Origin of the sequence: Serinibacter salmoneus, assembly GCF_002563925.1 — a bacterium.
In the GTDB taxonomy this organism is placed as follows: domain Bacteria; phylum Actinomycetota; class Actinomycetes; order Actinomycetales; family Beutenbergiaceae; genus Serinibacter; species Serinibacter salmoneus.
The window spans coordinates 2,083,102-2,097,855 of the sequence record NZ_PDJD01000001.1; the positions used below are offsets into that span (position 1 = coordinate 2,083,102).

Sequence of the window (14,754 nt, forward strand, 5' to 3'; positions counted from 1 at the left end):
CGGGTGCGGGTTCAGTTTACACGCCTGGCGGCATGCTCATGGCAGATCAGATCAGCGCGTGTCGGCCTGACCGAGCGTGGCACCCACGCGGTCCACCCCGAGCGCGCGGGCATCCCATCCCCCGCGTTCCGCGGCGCGCCGCAGCGTGGGCGGCACGGTACCGAGGACCAGCACCGTGGGACCGGCACCGGAGATGACCGCCGGGAGTCCCTGCTCGCGGAGCCAGTGGACCAACTCCATGCTCTCGGGCAGCACCTCACCGCGGTAGGGCTGGTGCAGCCGATCCGCGGTGGCCTCCAGCGCGAGATCGCTGCGTCCACCCAGGGCCAGCAGCAGGAGCGCCGCACGGGCCGCGTTGAAGGCCGCATCCGCATGCGGCACCGCCGGCGGCAACACGGAGCGCGCCACTCGGGTCGCCACGGGGTGGGCCGGGATGAACACGGTGGTGACCAGGTCCGCCGCCACAGCCACGGGTGTGACACCGACCCGCACCGGCGGGGCGCCCGCGGCGAGGTCCTGCGGACCCACGACCCCGTGGTCACCAGCGCCCTGGGGCAACCAGGTCAGAGTCGCGCCCCCGAGGATCGTGGCCGCGGCGTTGTCGGGATGCCCTTCCCAGGCGGTGGCCAGGTCGAGGATCACCGCGTCGTCCAGCGCCTCGGGCTCGGAGATCATGCCGCGCGCGGCCATGAGGCCGGCCACCACGGCGGCCGCCGAGGACCCCAGTCCCCGGCCGTGCGGGATCTGATTGTGCGCACTCAGCTCCAGGCCCACCTGCGGGGCGCCCACGTGTTCCAGGCCTGCCCGCACGGCGCGCACCACCAGGTGGTCCTCGCCGTCGGGCACCGTCTCGGCACCCTCGCCGGTCACATGCGTGCGGGTGGCGGAGGCGGTGGCGCGCACCCGCACCACGTCGTGCAACTCCAGCGCGAGCCCGAAGGCATCGAAACCGGGCCCGAGGTTCGCGCTGGTGGCGGGGACCCGGACCCGCACGCTGTCGGTGACGATCCGCATGTGCTCAGGCCAGGCCGATCGCCTCGGCCACAGCCGGCGCTGTGGGCGGCACGGTGACCGGGTCGATCACGGTGTCGCCCAGCGCCGTGGCGGTGTCCTTCAGGCCGTTGCCGGTGACCGTGCACACGATCGTGGCGCCGGGAGGCACCTGTCCGTGCTGGGCCCGAGCCAGCAGCCCCGCCACGGAGGCCGCGGAGGCGGGCTCGACGAACACGCCCACCTCGCGGGCGATCAGCGCCTGGGCATCCAGGATCTGCGCATCGCTGACGCTGTCGATCCGGCCGCCGGACTCCTCGCGCGCCGCCACCGCCAGGTCCCAGGACGCGGGGTTGCCGATCCGGATCGCCGTCGCGATCGTCTCGGGGTTCTCCACCGGCTCGCCCTTGACGAACGGCGCCGCGCCCTCGGCCTGCACGCCCCACATGATCGGGGTGCGGCTCGCCTTGCCCAGCGCCGCGTACTCCCGGTAGCCCATCCAGTACGCGGAGATGTTCCCGGCGTTGCCCACGGGAAGGCAGTGGATGGTCGGGGCGTCCCCGAGGGTGTCGACCACCTCGAACGCGGCAGTCTTCTGCCCCTGCAGTCGGTACGGGTTCACCGAGTTCACCAGGGCGACATCGGGGCGGGAGGCGAGCTCGCGCACCACCCGCAGCCCGTCATCGAAGTTGCCCTCCAGGGAGACCAGCGTGGCGCCGTGCACGATCGCCTGCGCGAGCTTGCCGGCCGCGATCTTCCCGGCGGGCAGCACCACGGCGCACGGCATCCCGGCCTTGGCAGCGTAGGCGGCCGCACTGGCGGAGGTGTTGCCGGTGGAGGCGCACACCAGGGTGGCCCCGCCCTCGGCAGCGACCTTGGAGACCGCCATCGTCATCCCGCGGTCCTTGAAGGAGCCGGTCGGGTTGGCACCCTCGACCTTCAGGTAGACCGTGCCCCCCACGCGCTCGGACAGCGCCGGAGCCTCGACCAGCGGGGTGCCGCCCTCCCCCAGGGTGACCACCGGATCGCCAGGGGCGATCGGGAGGTGCTCGGCGTACTCGGCGATGATCCCCTGCCACGGGTGGGCCATCGGGTATCCCTTCTGGGTCGGTCCGGCGCTGGTGCGGCGGATCTGGGGTGGTGGGTCAGGCCTGCTCGACCCGGTAGGCCGAGAGCAGTTCCTCGACCCCGGTCGTGGCCTGCAGCGCTGCGGTGGTGCGCAGCAGCGCGTCCAGGCGCGCCTCGTGGGTGACCACGGTGAGCGTAGCGCTCCCGTCGTCGCCGGGTCGTTGCCGCACCGACTCGATGGACACGCCGTGCTGTGCCAGCGCGGTGGAGACGTGAGCGAGCACGCCCGGGCGGTCGGCGACCCGCAGGCGGATCTGCATGCGCGCGCCCAGGTCGGCGGGGCGGGCGGGAGCCAGGGTGGCGTGGGTGGACTCGGCGGGTGCGCGACCGCCGGTCACACGGTGCCGCGCGGCGGCGACCACGTCACCCAGCACGGCGCTCGCGGTCTCGGGGCCACCCGCACCCGCGCCGTAGAACATCAGTCGGCCGGCGGCCTGCGCCTCGAGGACGACCGCGTTGAAGGCCCCGCGCACCGAGGCCAGCGGGTGCTCCAGCGGCAGGACTGCAGGGTGCACCTGGACGGCGACGCGCTCGCCCTGCGGGGTGGCGACCCGCTCGGCGATCCCGAGGAGCTTGATGACGCCGCCCGCCTCGCGGGCGGCCTCGATGTCCTCGGGCGTCACACCGCGGATGCCCTCCCGGGTGACGTCGCGCAGGTCCACGCGGGTGTGGAAGGCCAGGGCGGCGAGGATGGCGGCCTTGGCCGCGGCGTCGTGCCCGTCCACGTCGGCCGTCGGGTCGGCCTCGGCGTACCCGAGTTCCTGGGCTCGGGTGACGGCGGCATCCACGTCCCATCCCGCGGTGGTCATCGCGTCCAGCACGTAGTTCGTGGTGCCGTTCATGATCCCGATGACCCGTTCGATGCGGTCGCCCGCGAGGGACTCGCGCACCCCGCGCACCACGGGCACGGCACCGGCGACCGCGGCCTCGAACAACAGGTCGACCCCCGCGGCATCGGCGCGGGAGAACAACTCGCCGTACTGGGAGGCAAGCAGCGCCTTGTTCGCGGTCACCACGCTGGCACCGGCCTCGATGCCGCGCAGGATCAGGTCACGGGCCCGCTCGGTGCCGCCCATGAGCTCCACCACCACGTCGGCGCGCTCCACCAGGGACTCGGCGTCGGTGGTCAGCAGGTCACGCGGCACCACCGGGTCGCGTTCGGTCTCCAGGGAACGCACCGCGATCCCGGCGAGTTCCAGGCGGGTGCCCGCCCGCGCCGAGAGCTCCTCGCCCTGCTCGAGCAAGAGCCGCACCACCTGGGTGCCGACCGTGCCGCATCCGAGGACGGCGATGGAGAGGGATGGGGCGGCACTAGGCACGGCGGTACTCCGAGATCTGCAGCGGTGGACGCCCCCCACGATAGGGGACGGCGCACGTGCGCCCGATCCCCGTCTCACCGGGCGTCGACCTCATCCCAGGTCGAGCGCCAGAAGATCCGCCACACTCTCGCGGCGCACGATCGTCGTGGCCGTGCCCTCCCGGACCGCTACGACGCCGGGCCGGGGCACAAGGTTGTAGGTACTGGCCATGGATCGGCCGTAGGCACCCGTTGCCGCGACGGCGAGGAGGTCGCCCGCGGCGATGTCCCCGGGGAGCATCACATCGCGCACCACGATGTCGCCGCTCTCACAGTGCTTGCCCACCACGCGGCAGAGCACCGGGGCAGCGGCACTGGCGCGCGAGACCAGCTCGGCGTGGTACTCCGCGCCGTACAGCGCGGTGCGGATGTGATCGCCCATCCCACCGTCGACCGCGACGTAGCGCCGATGGCCGCCGTCCTCGAGACGGACATCCTTGATCGTCCCCACCGTGTACAGCGTGATCCCGGCGGGTGCGGCGATCGAGCGGCCCGGTTCGAAGGAGAGGTGCGGCACGGGTGTGTCCGTGTCCCGGCAGGCCTGCGCGACGGCGTCGACGATCGAGCGGGCGAAGGCGGCCACGTCCGGCTCGTCCTCACCCGGCAGGTAGGCGACGCCGATACCGCCGCCGAGGTCCAGCTCGCCCACGAGGTGTCCGGTCTCGCGCTCCAGTGCCGCCCGCAGCTCCACCAGCGCCGCAGCGGCCGCGGTGAAGCCCGTGGCATCCAGGATCTGGGAGCCGATGTGGGAGTGGATCCCGATGAGGTCGAGTTCCGGTCGCGAGAGGATCGCGTGCAGCGCACGCATCGCCGGCGACTGGCCGCGCTCATCCTCCGCATGGATCGAGAGGCCGAACTTCTGGTCCTCGTGCGCGGTGGAGATGAACTCGTGCCCACCGGCGTGCACCCCGGTGGTCACCCGCAGCATCACGGGCGCCACGACCCCGGCCACCGCCGCCACCCGGGCGACGCGGTCGACTTCCGGCAGGGAATCCACCACGATGCGCCCGACGCCACGCTCGATCGCGAGGTCGAGTTCCGCGTCGGACTTGTTGTTGCCGTGCAGACCGATGAGCGCACCCTCGACACCGGCCTCGAGGGCTGTGGTGAGCTCGCCCAGGCTGGCGGTGTCGATCCGCAGGCCCTCGGCCACCATCCACCTCGCCACCGCACGGGAGAGGAACGCCTTGCCCGCGTAGTAGACCTCGGCGTCCGTGCCCACCCGGCCCGCGGCATCGGTGAACGCCTCCCGCATCCGCCTGGCGCGGGCGCGCATGTCGTCCTCGTCCACCAGGTACACCGGGGTGCCCACCGTCGCGGCGAGGTCGGTCACGGCAACGCCCCCGATGCTCATCTCACCCGTCGCGGTGCGCCTCGTGCTGCTCGGCCAGGGGGCGGCTGCGGGCACTAGAACTCCAGTCCGTTGTAGAAGTCGAGGGCGACCTCGGCGTCCTCGCTGGTCACGCTGTAGACGTGGGCCGCGCCGTCGTGCCAGATGATCTGCACCAGACCGTCGCTGTTGAAGATCCAGTAGGTGCCCTGCTCCAGGTCGGGGAACACCACCCCGGTGTCTGCCGGCTCGCCCAGATCTGCCACCACGGCGTCGGCGGCGGCCGACGCGGCGTCGGCGTCCTCGAACGACCACGCCGTCAGCGTGACGGGCAGCGCCCCGCCCAGGAACTGCGCCTGGTAGGCGCTCGTGGCCTCATCCGGGGCGCCGGTGTCGACCTGGTACCCGGAGGGCGGCAGCGTGTAGAGCGATCCGCTCGCACCCTCGGTGCTGTACTCACCGCCACGCACCTCGGCCGGGAGGACGCCGTTCAACGGACCCTCGACCGTGGGGTCACCGATCCCCCCGTCCGTCTGGGTAGCGCTCGTCCCGGGTTCTTGCGACTCCCCGGCGCCGAGCCGGTCGGAGAGGAACCACAGCACCACGGCGAGCAGGCCGAGCGCGAGGACGGCGAGCAACGCCGGCAGGAAACGTCGCCACCACGCGGGAGGATGGTCCTCGGGCTGCGTCTGCGGGGACGCCACCACGTCCGGGGTCGCTCCCATGAGGGCGCGTCGGGTGAGCGCCTCGGGTGAGGCGGTGGCGTCGTCCTGCGAGGTGTCCTCGGAGGCGTCGACCCCCGCCTGCCCCAGACCGAGGGGCATCCCCACGCCCGCGGCGCGCCCGGGCGGTGGCGCGGCGCCGTAGCCGCCGGTCGTATCGGTGCGGTGGGTCGGCTGCGAGGACTCCGCCCGCGGCCGCGGAAGGCGGGGAGCGGATGCGTCCACGTTCCCAGCCGGGATCGCCGGGGTGGTCCGGGACTCGGCCGCACCCGGGGAGATGAACTGATCGAGTGCGGGATCGATCTGCGCGCTCTCCCCCAGCAACTCGCGCTGACGCCGCGCCTCGCGCAGCTGTCGGCGCGTGACGCCGGTCGGGGTGCCCTCGCTCGGCGGTTCGTCAGCCACGTCTCACTCCCTCGGTCATCGGTTACAGCCCTCACGGATTCGCTGGTAGTCTTTCACGTCGGCATCCCGCCTCGCTTCACGAGGCACTCGCCCCCGTAGCTCAGTGGATAGAGCGTCTGCCTCCGGAGCAGAAGGTCGCTGGTTCGAATCCAGTCGGGGGTACTGACATCCAGCCAAGGAGAACCGATGCCGCTCACTCCCCCGTCCGGTCTGCAGCACGTCCTTGTTGATCCCGCCGCCGCCTCCGTCGCGGTGGTGACGCAGGTGGGCGCCTCGCTGCGCCAGTTCTCCGTCGGCGGCCGCGATGTGATCGATCCCTACGGGATCGAGGAGATCGCGCCCGCGGGACACGGCAACATCCTGGCACCCTGGCCCAATCGCCTCGGGGACGGTCGCTACACATGGGACGGCGAGACCTACCAGGTGCCGATCACCGAACCCGACCGTGTCACGGCTCTGCACGGTCTCGTGCACACCGAGCGGTGGTCCCTGCTGGAGTCGGCACCCGATCGCGTGGTCCTCGGCCTCACCTCGGTTCCGGTGCGTGGCTACCCGTGGCAGCTGGCATACCGCGCCACCTACACGCTTGCGGGACCGGCGCTGACCGTCGAGGTCGCGGCAACGAACCTGAGTGACTCCGATGCGCCGTACGGCATCGGCTTCCACCCGTGGCTCTCCCCCGGCCCCGGATCCTTGGACGAGGCCTCCCTGCGCCTGGACGCGAACGCCTGGGTGCGCACGAACGAGCGGCTGCTGCCCACCGGCACGCAGGAACTCCCCGCGGCGTTCGACTTCCGCACCGCGCGGCGTCTGGGGGCCACCGACCTCGACGACGCATTCCTCGAGCCGATCCGCGACGCCGACGGGCTCTCGTGGGTGACCCTGAGGGGAAGCGACGGCCGCACCGCCGAACTGTGGATGGACGAATCGATGTCCGCGTGGCAGGTGTGTTCCGGCGACCACATCCAGCCCGAGTCGATTCGTCGTCGTGGCCTGGCGGCCGAGCCCATGAGCTGCATCGCGGACGCCTTCAACTCCGGCGACTTCCTGGTGCGACTGTCCCCTGGCGCCACGCACAGCGTGCGATGGGGAATCCGCCTCGCCTGAGACCTCGCCCGGGGCCCTCAGGCCCTCGGTACTCAGGGGCCCTCGGTACTCACGGTCGAGCACGGGCGGCGACTGCTCGCGCCTACTGGCAGACCGGCCCCGAGGTCGTGATGGGCTGCGCGCCGTTGGCGGCGAGCCAGGCCCAGGGGTCCACGGCGCTGCCGTTGTAGTCCTCGACGTCACCCACGTGGACCTCCAGGTGCAGGTGCGGACCGGTCGAGTAGCCGTTGCTCCCCACGAGACCGATCGTGTCCCCCACGGTCACCTCGTCCCCCACGGAGACCAGCACGCCGTTGTCGTACATGTGGTTGTACCAGATCTCGACCTGCTGGCCGTTGATCTCACTGCGCACCGCGATGAGGTTCGGGCTGCGTCCACCCAGGCTTCCGCCCGCGTTCGTGACCACACCGGAGGCCACGGCGCGGATCTCGGTGCCCAGCGGCGCGGAGAAGTCCGTGCCGTAGTGCACGGTGCCCCAGCGCGGCCCGAAGTCCGAGCTCTTGGTGTAGGTGCCGTCCTGGATGGGGTAGACCAACTGCACGTAGTCACTGGTCTCGAGCGCGGCGAGGGACCCGTTGGCGGTGGAGGTCTCCGGCACGTCGCACGCGGGCAGCGCCTCGCGCTCCTCGCTACGGCTGGCCACGGAACTACGCGAGGCCGCCAGCGGATCGCCGGCGAGCAGGGAGGAAGCGGTCGAGTCGAGCGACTGCTCACCCGCGCCGGACTCGCTCGTCGCTTCATCCTGCGCGGCGGTGTCGCTGGCGTCCGAGGCCTGCGACTCACCGAGGATTGCCGCGGCGGCCGCCTGGCCATCCCCGCTCGCCTCGGCCACGGCCGCGGCGACCACGGGCTCCGTGGCCACCAGGGTGTCGAGGGCGCTGTCGGCCGCGAGCTGCGGCGGTGCAGCGAGGTCCTGACTGGAGGAGTCGGCCCAGACCTTCGTGGGGATGGCCACGCTCACGGCACCGAGCACGCCGAGCACCGCCAGTCGCGGCACCCACTGCACGCTCGTGCGCACGGACTGAGCCTTGGGTGCGGTGCGCGGCACATCCACGGCGATGTCGCCGGAAGCCGCGGACCCACCGAGGCGAGCCGGCGAGACGGTCCGCTTGGCCGTCGAGGTCACGCGGGCCGCACCTGCGCCTCGCAACTCCCGGCGCGTCAGCGGGCGATCGGTCATGGCCGCCGATGCCACCTGACGTGGCCCAGGCGCCTCCTGCGCGGCCGCGGAGTCCTGATCGGATTGCGATGCGACCTCGAGGAGCGGTGCCTCGGGTGCGATCGTGAACTCGAGGGAATCGAGGGAATCGGCCATCTGCGCGAGTGCGTAGGACTCCTCGTCCAGCGCAGGCTGCTCGTCCAGCGCAGGCTGCTCGACCGGGACCGTGCGCGACGGCGCGGCCTCCCGGGCCACCTCGGCAGCCTGACGGACTGTCCCCTCCTGCCGTTCACGCAGCGCACGCAGTTCGCGCCGGGTCAGCGGTGCGGGGCCGGCCTCGACCTGGAGTGATCCGATCGAGGTGTCCTGGCCCGCGCGTTCCCGTGCAGCACGCAGTGCGCGTCGGGTCGTCACCTGCTCGCGACGCTCCGTCTCCACGCACTACCTCCGATACTCGCTGACCTGCACGCCCCCGCGCCGTTCACCTCCGGACGCAGGTCCGGCGCACGAGCAGCGGGGTAATGTCACAGAACTATAACGGCTCGCGGCCACCTCGTGTGACACCGAGGGTGTGACGTTGCCCTCGCTGCGCAGCCGATCGGCCCCGGAGATCTCTCCATCCGTCACCCGACCGGCCGCCACGTTGCATCGCAGCGCCACGACGTGCCGCGTGTGCCACTGTAGTGCCATGAGCGCACCGACCGTTTCCACGCCGACGAGTGGCGCCGAGGGCGCGACCCGGGTGCTCGTGGTCGAGGACTCCCCGGAGATTGCCACGCAGATCTCGCGACGCTTCACCGCCGAGGGTTGGGAGGTCAGCGTCGCGGCAGACGGTCCCTCCGCCGTCACCGCCGCACTCACCGGCGCACCGCACGCGATCGTCCTGGACGTCATGCTCCCGGGATTCGACGGGCTCGAGGTGTGCCGCCGTATCCAGGCGGAGGACCCCCACGTGATCCCGATCCTCATGCTGACGGCGCGCGACGACGAGACCGACCTCCTCGTGGGCCTCGGGGTCGGTGCGGACGACTACATGACGAAACCGTTCTCGATGCGCGAGCTCGTGGCCCGGGTCAAGGCCCTCCTGCGCCGCCACGAACGGGTCGCGCGACTGACCGCACCCGAACGCACCGCGAGCGCCACCTCGACCGCGCCGATCGTGCTCGGCGACCTCTCGATCGACCGGGCGCAACGCCGCGTCATGCGCGATGGCACCGAGGCACACCTGACCCCCACCGAGTTCGACCTGCTGGTGTGCCTGGCCTCCTCGCCCCGCGAGGTCCTCACCCGCGAGCGCCTGCTCGAGGAGGTCTGGGACTGGGTCGATGCGAGCGGCACCCGCACGGTGGACTCCCACGTCAAGGCACTGCGACGCAAGCTCGGGGCGGACCTGATCCGCACCGTGCACGGCGTCGGGTACTCCCTGGAGCCGCCGGCGTGATGTTCGGCGCGAAGCCGCGCCACGGGCGCCCGCGGCCGCCCTCCTCCCTGCGCTACGCCGTCGAGGTCCGTCCGCTGGATCCGCTCACGTCCATCCGGATGAAGTTGGGTGTGCTCGTGGCGGCCTCGGTCTCGGTCTCCTCGATCCTGGTCTGGACCGGACGCAGCTACGACGCCCGGTGGTACATGACCTTCCCGCTGGCGATCATGCTCTCCCTCGTGGTCACGCAGATCCTGGCCCGGGGCATGACCTCGCCGCTGCGGGAGATGACCCGCGCCGCCCGCGCGATGTCGGCCGGCGACTACTCGATCCGGGTGCGCACCACCAGCCGTGACGAGGTCGGGCAACTGGGTCACGCCTTCAACGCGATGGCGGCCGACCTCGCCTCGCTCGCGCAGGCACAGCGCGCCATCGTCGCGAACGTCTCCCACGAACTGCGCACCCCGATCGCCGCGCTCCGTGCCCAGCTGGAGAACATGGTCGACGGCGTGGTCGAACCCGACGAGGAGGCCCTCGGATCCGCCCTGGTGCAGACCGAGCGCCTCACCAACCTGGTCACCTACCTCCTGGACCTCTCGCGCCTGGAGGCCGGCGCAGCCGGCCTGCACCTGCAGGAGGTGAGGGTGGTGGACGTGATCGAGGAGGTGGTGGATGCCGCCTCCCACGCCTCGCGCGCGGGCGGGCGCGAGGTGCGATGGGAGGTCGATGTCCCGGGGTCGCTGCAGTTCGTGGTCGACGTCGAGCGGGTGCACCAGATCCTCCTCAATCTCCTGGCCAACGCCTCTCGCCACTCCCCGCAGCACGGCACGGTGCTCGTGCGGGCACGCTCCACGGACCGCGAGGTCGAGATCGACGTGATCGACCAGGGCCCCGGGATCCCCGCGGAGTCGCGGGAGCGGATCTTCGAGCGTTTCGAGCGCGGCACCGCGCCGACCCTGCCGGCGGGATCGGGCGGCACGGGGCTCGGGCTCGCGATCGCCCGGTGGGCGACCGGCCTGCACGGGGGCACCCTGCGCGCCGTCGCCCCTCCGGCCGGCACCACCGGTGCGGTGCTGCGGCTACGGCTGCCCATCGAGGGACCGACGCCGGGCGGGCGGGCCGCGGCCGCCGCGCGATAGGGCGGGCCGGAGGCCAGCGGACCGACTCCTGACCATGGCATGTGGGAGATTTGCCATGCCGTGGCGCACGCTTGCCCAACCCGCGACATCGACCCTGGTCATGGCGAGATTCGGGGTGCGAAACAGGTCGAATTCGCACCGCTGGACCCCGCCGAGGCCCTAGGCTTGAGGATGCTCTAGGCAGACGACGGCGATGGAGTTGACGAGCGTGAGCACGGAATCAGGGGCGGCATCCCACACCGAGGCACTCGGGGCCAACGATTGGCTCATCGAGGAGCAGCGCGAGGCATGGAAGGCGGACCCGACCTCGGTGACGCCGCAGTGGCGCGCATTCTTCGAGGGCGACACCAGCGCGGGCACGAACGGTCGCGCGGCGACCTCGTCGGCCGGCACGCAGGCGGAGCGCCCGTCCGAGCCGGGCGGGGGCGCCACCACACCGCCCGCTCCCGCACCCAAGAAGGCCGCCGAGCCGACCAGGAAGACGGCTCCCGCGACCGACGCCTCGCCGCACACCGACCCGCGCCAGCAGGTCACCGACCCCCAGACACGTCCCGACCTGCCGCCTGCCGTGCCGCAGCCGGCGACGGCGGACTACGCCCGTTCCACCACGCAGCAGCGCTCCACCTCCGGCCAGGAATCGGGCGTGCAGAAGTTGCGCGGCCCCGCCGCGCGCGTGGTCACGAACATGGAGTCCTCGCTGGCCGTGCCGACCGCGACCAGTGTGCGGGCCATCCCGGCCAAGCTCCTGGTCGACAACCGCATCGTCATCAACAACCACCTGCGCCGCACCCGTGGCGGCAAGGTCTCCTTCACCCACCTCATCGGTTTCGCCCTCGTCGAGGCGCTCGCGGACATGCCCGCGATGAACGCCGGGTACCGCGAGGTGGACGGTAAGCCCGCCATCGAGCGACCCGAGCACGTCAACCTCGGCCTCGCGATCGACCTCGCGAAGCCGGACGGCACCCGCCAGCTCCTGGTCCCGGCGATCAAGTCGGCCGAGAGCATGGACTTCGCGCAGTTCTGGTCCGCCTACGAGCAGATCGTGAAGAAGGCCCGCGGCAACAAGTTGACCGCGGACGACTTCGCCGGGATCACGATCTCGCTGACCAACCCGGGCACGATCGGCACCGTGCACTCGGTGCCGCGGCTCATGCAGGGCCAGGGCACGATCGTGGGCGTCGGCGCCATGGAGTACCCCGCCGAGTTCCAGGGGGCCTCCCCGGAGACCCTGGCGAACCTCGGCATCTCCAAGATCCTCACGCTGACCTCCACCTACGACCACCGGATCATCCAGGGCGCGCAGAGCGGCGACTTCCTGCGCATCATCCACACCAAGCTGCTCGGCGAGGACGGTTTCTACGACCGGGTGTTCGCGGCGCTGCGGGTGCCCTACGAGCCGGTGCGCTGGGGCACGGACATCGTGGAGGACCCCACCACGGCCCTCGGCAAGGCGGCGCGCGTCGCCGAGCTCATCCACGCCTACCGCAGCCGTGGTCACCTCATGGCGGACATCGACCCGCTGGCCTACCGCCAGCGCCGACACCCCGACCTCGACGTCGCGACGCACTCCCTGTCCCTGTGGGACCTCGACCGCACCTTCCCCACCGGCGGATTCGCCGGGACCGCGCAGGCGAAGCTGCGCGACGTGCTCTCGGTGCTGCGGGATGCCTACTGCCGCACCATCGGGTCGGAGTTCATGCACCTGCACGATCCTGCGCAGCGGCGCTGGGTGCAGGAGCGGCTGGAGTCCGGCTGGGCCAAGCCCGACGCCGGCGTGATCCGACGGATCATCCACAAGCTCAACCAGGCCGAGGCCTTCGAGACCTTCCTGCAGACCAAGTTCGTCGGGCAGAAGCGCTTCAGCCTCGAGGGCGGGGAGTCCCTCATCCCGCTCCTGGACGTGCTTCTGGGCGCCGCCGCCGACCACGGCCTGGAGGGTGTGGGCATCGGGATGGCGCACCGCGGGCGCCTGAACGTGCTCGCGAACATCGCCGGGAAGTCCTACGGGCAGATCTTCAACGAGTTCGAGGGCAACGTCGACCCGAAGACGGTGCAGGGCAGCGGCGACGTGAAGTACCACCTCGGCACCGTGGGCACCTACACCGCTCCCAGCGGCTCGACCGCGCAGGTCTACCTCGCCGCCAACCCCTCCCACCTGGAGGCGGTGGACGGCGTGCTGGAGGGCGTGGTCCGCGCCAAGCAGGACCGCATCGACCTCGGGGGTGACGGCTTCTCCTGGCTCCCGATCCTCGTGCACGGTGACTCCGCGTTCGCCGGCCAGGGCGTGGTGACCGAGACGCTCAACCTCTCCCAGCTGCGTGGGTACCGCACCGGCGGCACCGTGCACATCCTCATCAACAACCAGGTCGGGTTCACCACGGGGGCCTCCGCCTCCCGCTCCACCCTCTACCCCACCGACGTCGCCAAGGGTCTGCAGGTCCCGGTCTTCCACGTCAACGGGGACGACCCCGAGGCCGTGGCCCGCGTGGCCCAGCTCGCCTTCGAGTTCCGCGAGGAGTTCCACAAGGACGTCGTCATCGACATGGTCTGCTACCGCCGGCGCGGGCACAACGAGGGCGACGACCCCTCGATGACCCAGCCGGTGATGTACGGCCTCATCGAGGGCAAGCGCAGCGTCCGCACCCTGTACACCGAGTCCCTCATCGGCCGTGGCGACCTCTCGGCGGAGGAGGCCGAGCAGGCACTCGCGGACTACCAGGGTGAGCTCGAGCGCGCCTTCCGGGAGACGAAGGAGGGCGACCGCCGGGAGAACACCACCGACGGCGGACTCGAGGTCCCCGAATCCCAGCACGAGGACGCCGGCATCATGGTCGGCTGGTCCACCGCCGTGCCCGAGAGCGTGCTGCACCGCATCGGCGAGGCGCACCTCGCGCCGCCGGAGGGCTTCGAGGTCCACCCCAAGCTCGCCAAGTTGCTGGAGCGACGGGCCACCGCCTCCCGCGAGGGCGGCATCGACTGGGGCTTCGGCGAACTGCTCGCCTTCGGTTCCCTCGTGCTCGAGGGCACCCCGGTGCGCCTGGCCGGGCAGGACTCCCGCCGCGGCACGTTCGTGCAGCGTCACTCCGTGCTGCACGACTACCGCACCGGCGCCGAGTGGACGCCGCTGCAGTACCTCTCCGACGACCAGGCGAAGTTCTGGGTCTACGACTCCTCCCTGTCGGAGTTCGCCGCCCTCGGCTTCGAGTACGGCTACTCGGTGGAGCGCCCGGACGCCCTGGTGCTGTGGGAGGCGCAGTTCGGTGACTTCGTCAACGGTGCACAGACGATCGTGGACGAGTTCATCTCCTCCTCCGAGCAGAAGTGGGGCCAGCGTTCCTCGGTGGTCCTGCTCCTGCCGCACGGCTACGAGCACCAGGGTCCGGACCACTCCTCGGCCCGCATCGAGCGCTTCCTGCAACTGTGCGCCGAGCAGAACATGGTCGTTGCGCAGCCCTCGACCCCGGCGAACTACTTCCACCTGCTGCGCCGCCAGGCCTACGACCGCCCGCGCCGTCCGCTGGTGGTGTTCACGCCCAAGCAGTTGCTGCGGTTGCGTGCCGCGACCTCCCAGGTCGAGGACTTCACGACCGGCACGTTCCAGACCGCGATCGGTGACACCATCGATCCGGCACGCGTGGACCGGGTCCTGATGTGCTCCGGCCGGGTCTACTACGACCTCCTCGCGGCACGGACCAAGGGCGAGCACGGCGCGGACGACCGGACCGCGATCGTGCGACTGGAGCAGCTCTACCCGCTGGACTCCACCACGCTGCGCGCGGTGCTGGCGCCCTACGCCGGTGCCGAGCTGGTGTGGGTGCAGGACGAGCCCGCGAACCAGGGTGTGTGGCCGTACCTGGCCGGGATCACCTCCCGGTACATGGACGGGGTGCGGGTGCGTCGGGTCTCCCGGCCCTCCTCGGCCGCTCCCTCGACGGGTTCGGCGAAGGTGAGCCAGGCGGAGCAGCGCCAGCTCGTGATCGACGCGTTCGCGCGCTGA

At 71.6% G+C, this 14,754-nt stretch carries 10 protein-coding genes and 1 tRNA gene; 5 read left to right on the plus strand and 6 right to left on the minus strand.

Translation table 11 applies throughout. From position 1 onward, the window contains the following. Positions 1 to 51 precede the first annotated feature (51 nt). The 5 genes from thrB to ATL40_RS15010 all read right to left on the minus strand — a co-directional run bounded on the left by thrB (position 52) and on the right by ATL40_RS15010 (position 5,932). Positions 52 to 1,014: a homoserine kinase gene (thrB, locus tag ATL40_RS09360; RefSeq protein WP_098469310.1), complete on the minus strand. Its 963-nt coding sequence runs from the start codon at positions 1,012 to 1,014 to the stop codon at positions 52 to 54. A gap of 4 nt (positions 1,015 to 1,018) precedes the next feature. Next, entirely contained in the window at positions 1,019 to 2,080 is a 1,062-nt protein-coding gene (gene thrC / locus ATL40_RS09365; protein ID WP_098469311.1) for a threonine synthase, read from the minus strand. A 55-nt stretch (positions 2,081 to 2,135) separates the two neighbouring features. Next, complete coding sequence (locus tag ATL40_RS09370; RefSeq protein WP_098469312.1) at positions 2,136 to 3,437, minus strand: homoserine dehydrogenase; 1,302 nt, start codon at positions 3,435 to 3,437, stop codon at positions 2,136 to 2,138. A gap of 90 nt (positions 3,438 to 3,527) precedes the next feature. Beyond that, the gene (gene lysA, locus ATL40_RS09375) at positions 3,528 to 4,883 is read right to left on the minus strand and encodes a diaminopimelate decarboxylase (protein WP_281254898.1); all 1,356 of its coding nucleotides are present in this window, start codon (positions 4,881 to 4,883) and stop codon (positions 3,528 to 3,530) included. Continuing rightward, on the minus strand, positions 4,883 to 5,932 hold the full coding sequence (locus tag ATL40_RS15010) for a hypothetical protein (RefSeq protein ID WP_098469313.1): 1,050 nt from the start codon (positions 5,930 to 5,932) through the stop codon (positions 4,883 to 4,885). Before ATL40_RS15010 ends, lysA begins: the two co-directional genes overlap by 1 nt. Before the next feature lie 89 nt (positions 5,933 to 6,021). Between ATL40_RS15010 and ATL40_RS09385 the strand changes: the two genes are divergently transcribed. Both ATL40_RS09385 and ATL40_RS09390 read left to right on the plus strand, forming a co-directional pair. Then, a tRNA-Arg gene (locus tag ATL40_RS09385) sits at positions 6,022 to 6,094 on the plus strand. A 24-nt stretch (positions 6,095 to 6,118) separates the two neighbouring features. After that, positions 6,119 to 7,039 carry an aldose 1-epimerase family protein gene (locus tag ATL40_RS09390; RefSeq protein WP_098469314.1) on the plus strand — a complete coding sequence of 307 codons (921 nt, stop codon included), beginning with the start codon at positions 6,119 to 6,121 and terminating at the stop codon, positions 7,037 to 7,039. 82 nt (positions 7,040 to 7,121) lie between these two features. Here the strand turns inward: ATL40_RS09390 and ATL40_RS09395 are convergent, their stop codons facing one another. Next, a complete protein-coding gene (locus ATL40_RS09395) occupies positions 7,122 to 8,636 on the minus strand; it encodes a M23 family metallopeptidase (protein ID WP_098469315.1) in 1,515 nt (504 codons plus the stop codon). A gap of 250 nt (positions 8,637 to 8,886) precedes the next feature. Between ATL40_RS09395 and ATL40_RS09400 the strand changes: the two genes are divergently transcribed. From ATL40_RS09400 to ATL40_RS09410, 3 genes are all read left to right on the plus strand, one after another. Next, positions 8,887 to 9,639 carry a response regulator transcription factor gene (locus tag ATL40_RS09400; protein WP_098469316.1) on the plus strand — a complete coding sequence of 251 codons (753 nt, stop codon included), beginning with the start codon at positions 8,887 to 8,889 and terminating at the stop codon, positions 9,637 to 9,639. Beyond that, on the plus strand, positions 9,639 to 10,757 hold the full coding sequence (locus ATL40_RS09405) for a HAMP domain-containing sensor histidine kinase (protein ID WP_098469317.1): 1,119 nt from the start codon (positions 9,639 to 9,641) through the stop codon (positions 10,755 to 10,757). Before ATL40_RS09400 ends, ATL40_RS09405 begins: the two co-directional genes overlap by 1 nt. A gap of 193 nt (positions 10,758 to 10,950) precedes the next feature. After that, entirely contained in the window at positions 10,951 to 14,754 is a 3,804-nt protein-coding gene (locus ATL40_RS09410) for a multifunctional oxoglutarate decarboxylase/oxoglutarate dehydrogenase thiamine pyrophosphate-binding subunit/dihydrolipoyllysine-residue succinyltransferase subunit (protein ID WP_098469318.1), read from the plus strand.

Excerpts from the sequence above, each read along its gene's own strand:
- thrB (WP_098469310.1), bottom strand. The coding sequence starts at position 1,014 with ATGCGGATCGTCACCGACAGCGTGCGGGTCCGGGTCCCCGCCACCAGC.
- thrC (WP_098469311.1), bottom strand. The coding sequence starts at position 2,080 with ATGGCCCACCCGTGGCAGGGGATCATCGCCGAGTACGCCGAGCACCTC.
- ATL40_RS09390 (WP_098469314.1), top strand. The coding sequence starts at position 6,119 with ATGCCGCTCACTCCCCCGTCCGGTCTGCAGCACGTCCTTGTTGATCCC.
- ATL40_RS09400 (WP_098469316.1), top strand. The coding sequence starts at position 8,887 with ATGAGCGCACCGACCGTTTCCACGCCGACGAGTGGCGCCGAGGGCGCG.
- ATL40_RS09405 (WP_098469317.1), top strand. The coding sequence starts at position 9,639 with ATGTTCGGCGCGAAGCCGCGCCACGGGCGCCCGCGGCCGCCCTCCTCC.
- ATL40_RS09410 (WP_098469318.1), top strand. The coding sequence starts at position 10,951 with ATGGAGTTGACGAGCGTGAGCACGGAATCAGGGGCGGCATCCCACACC.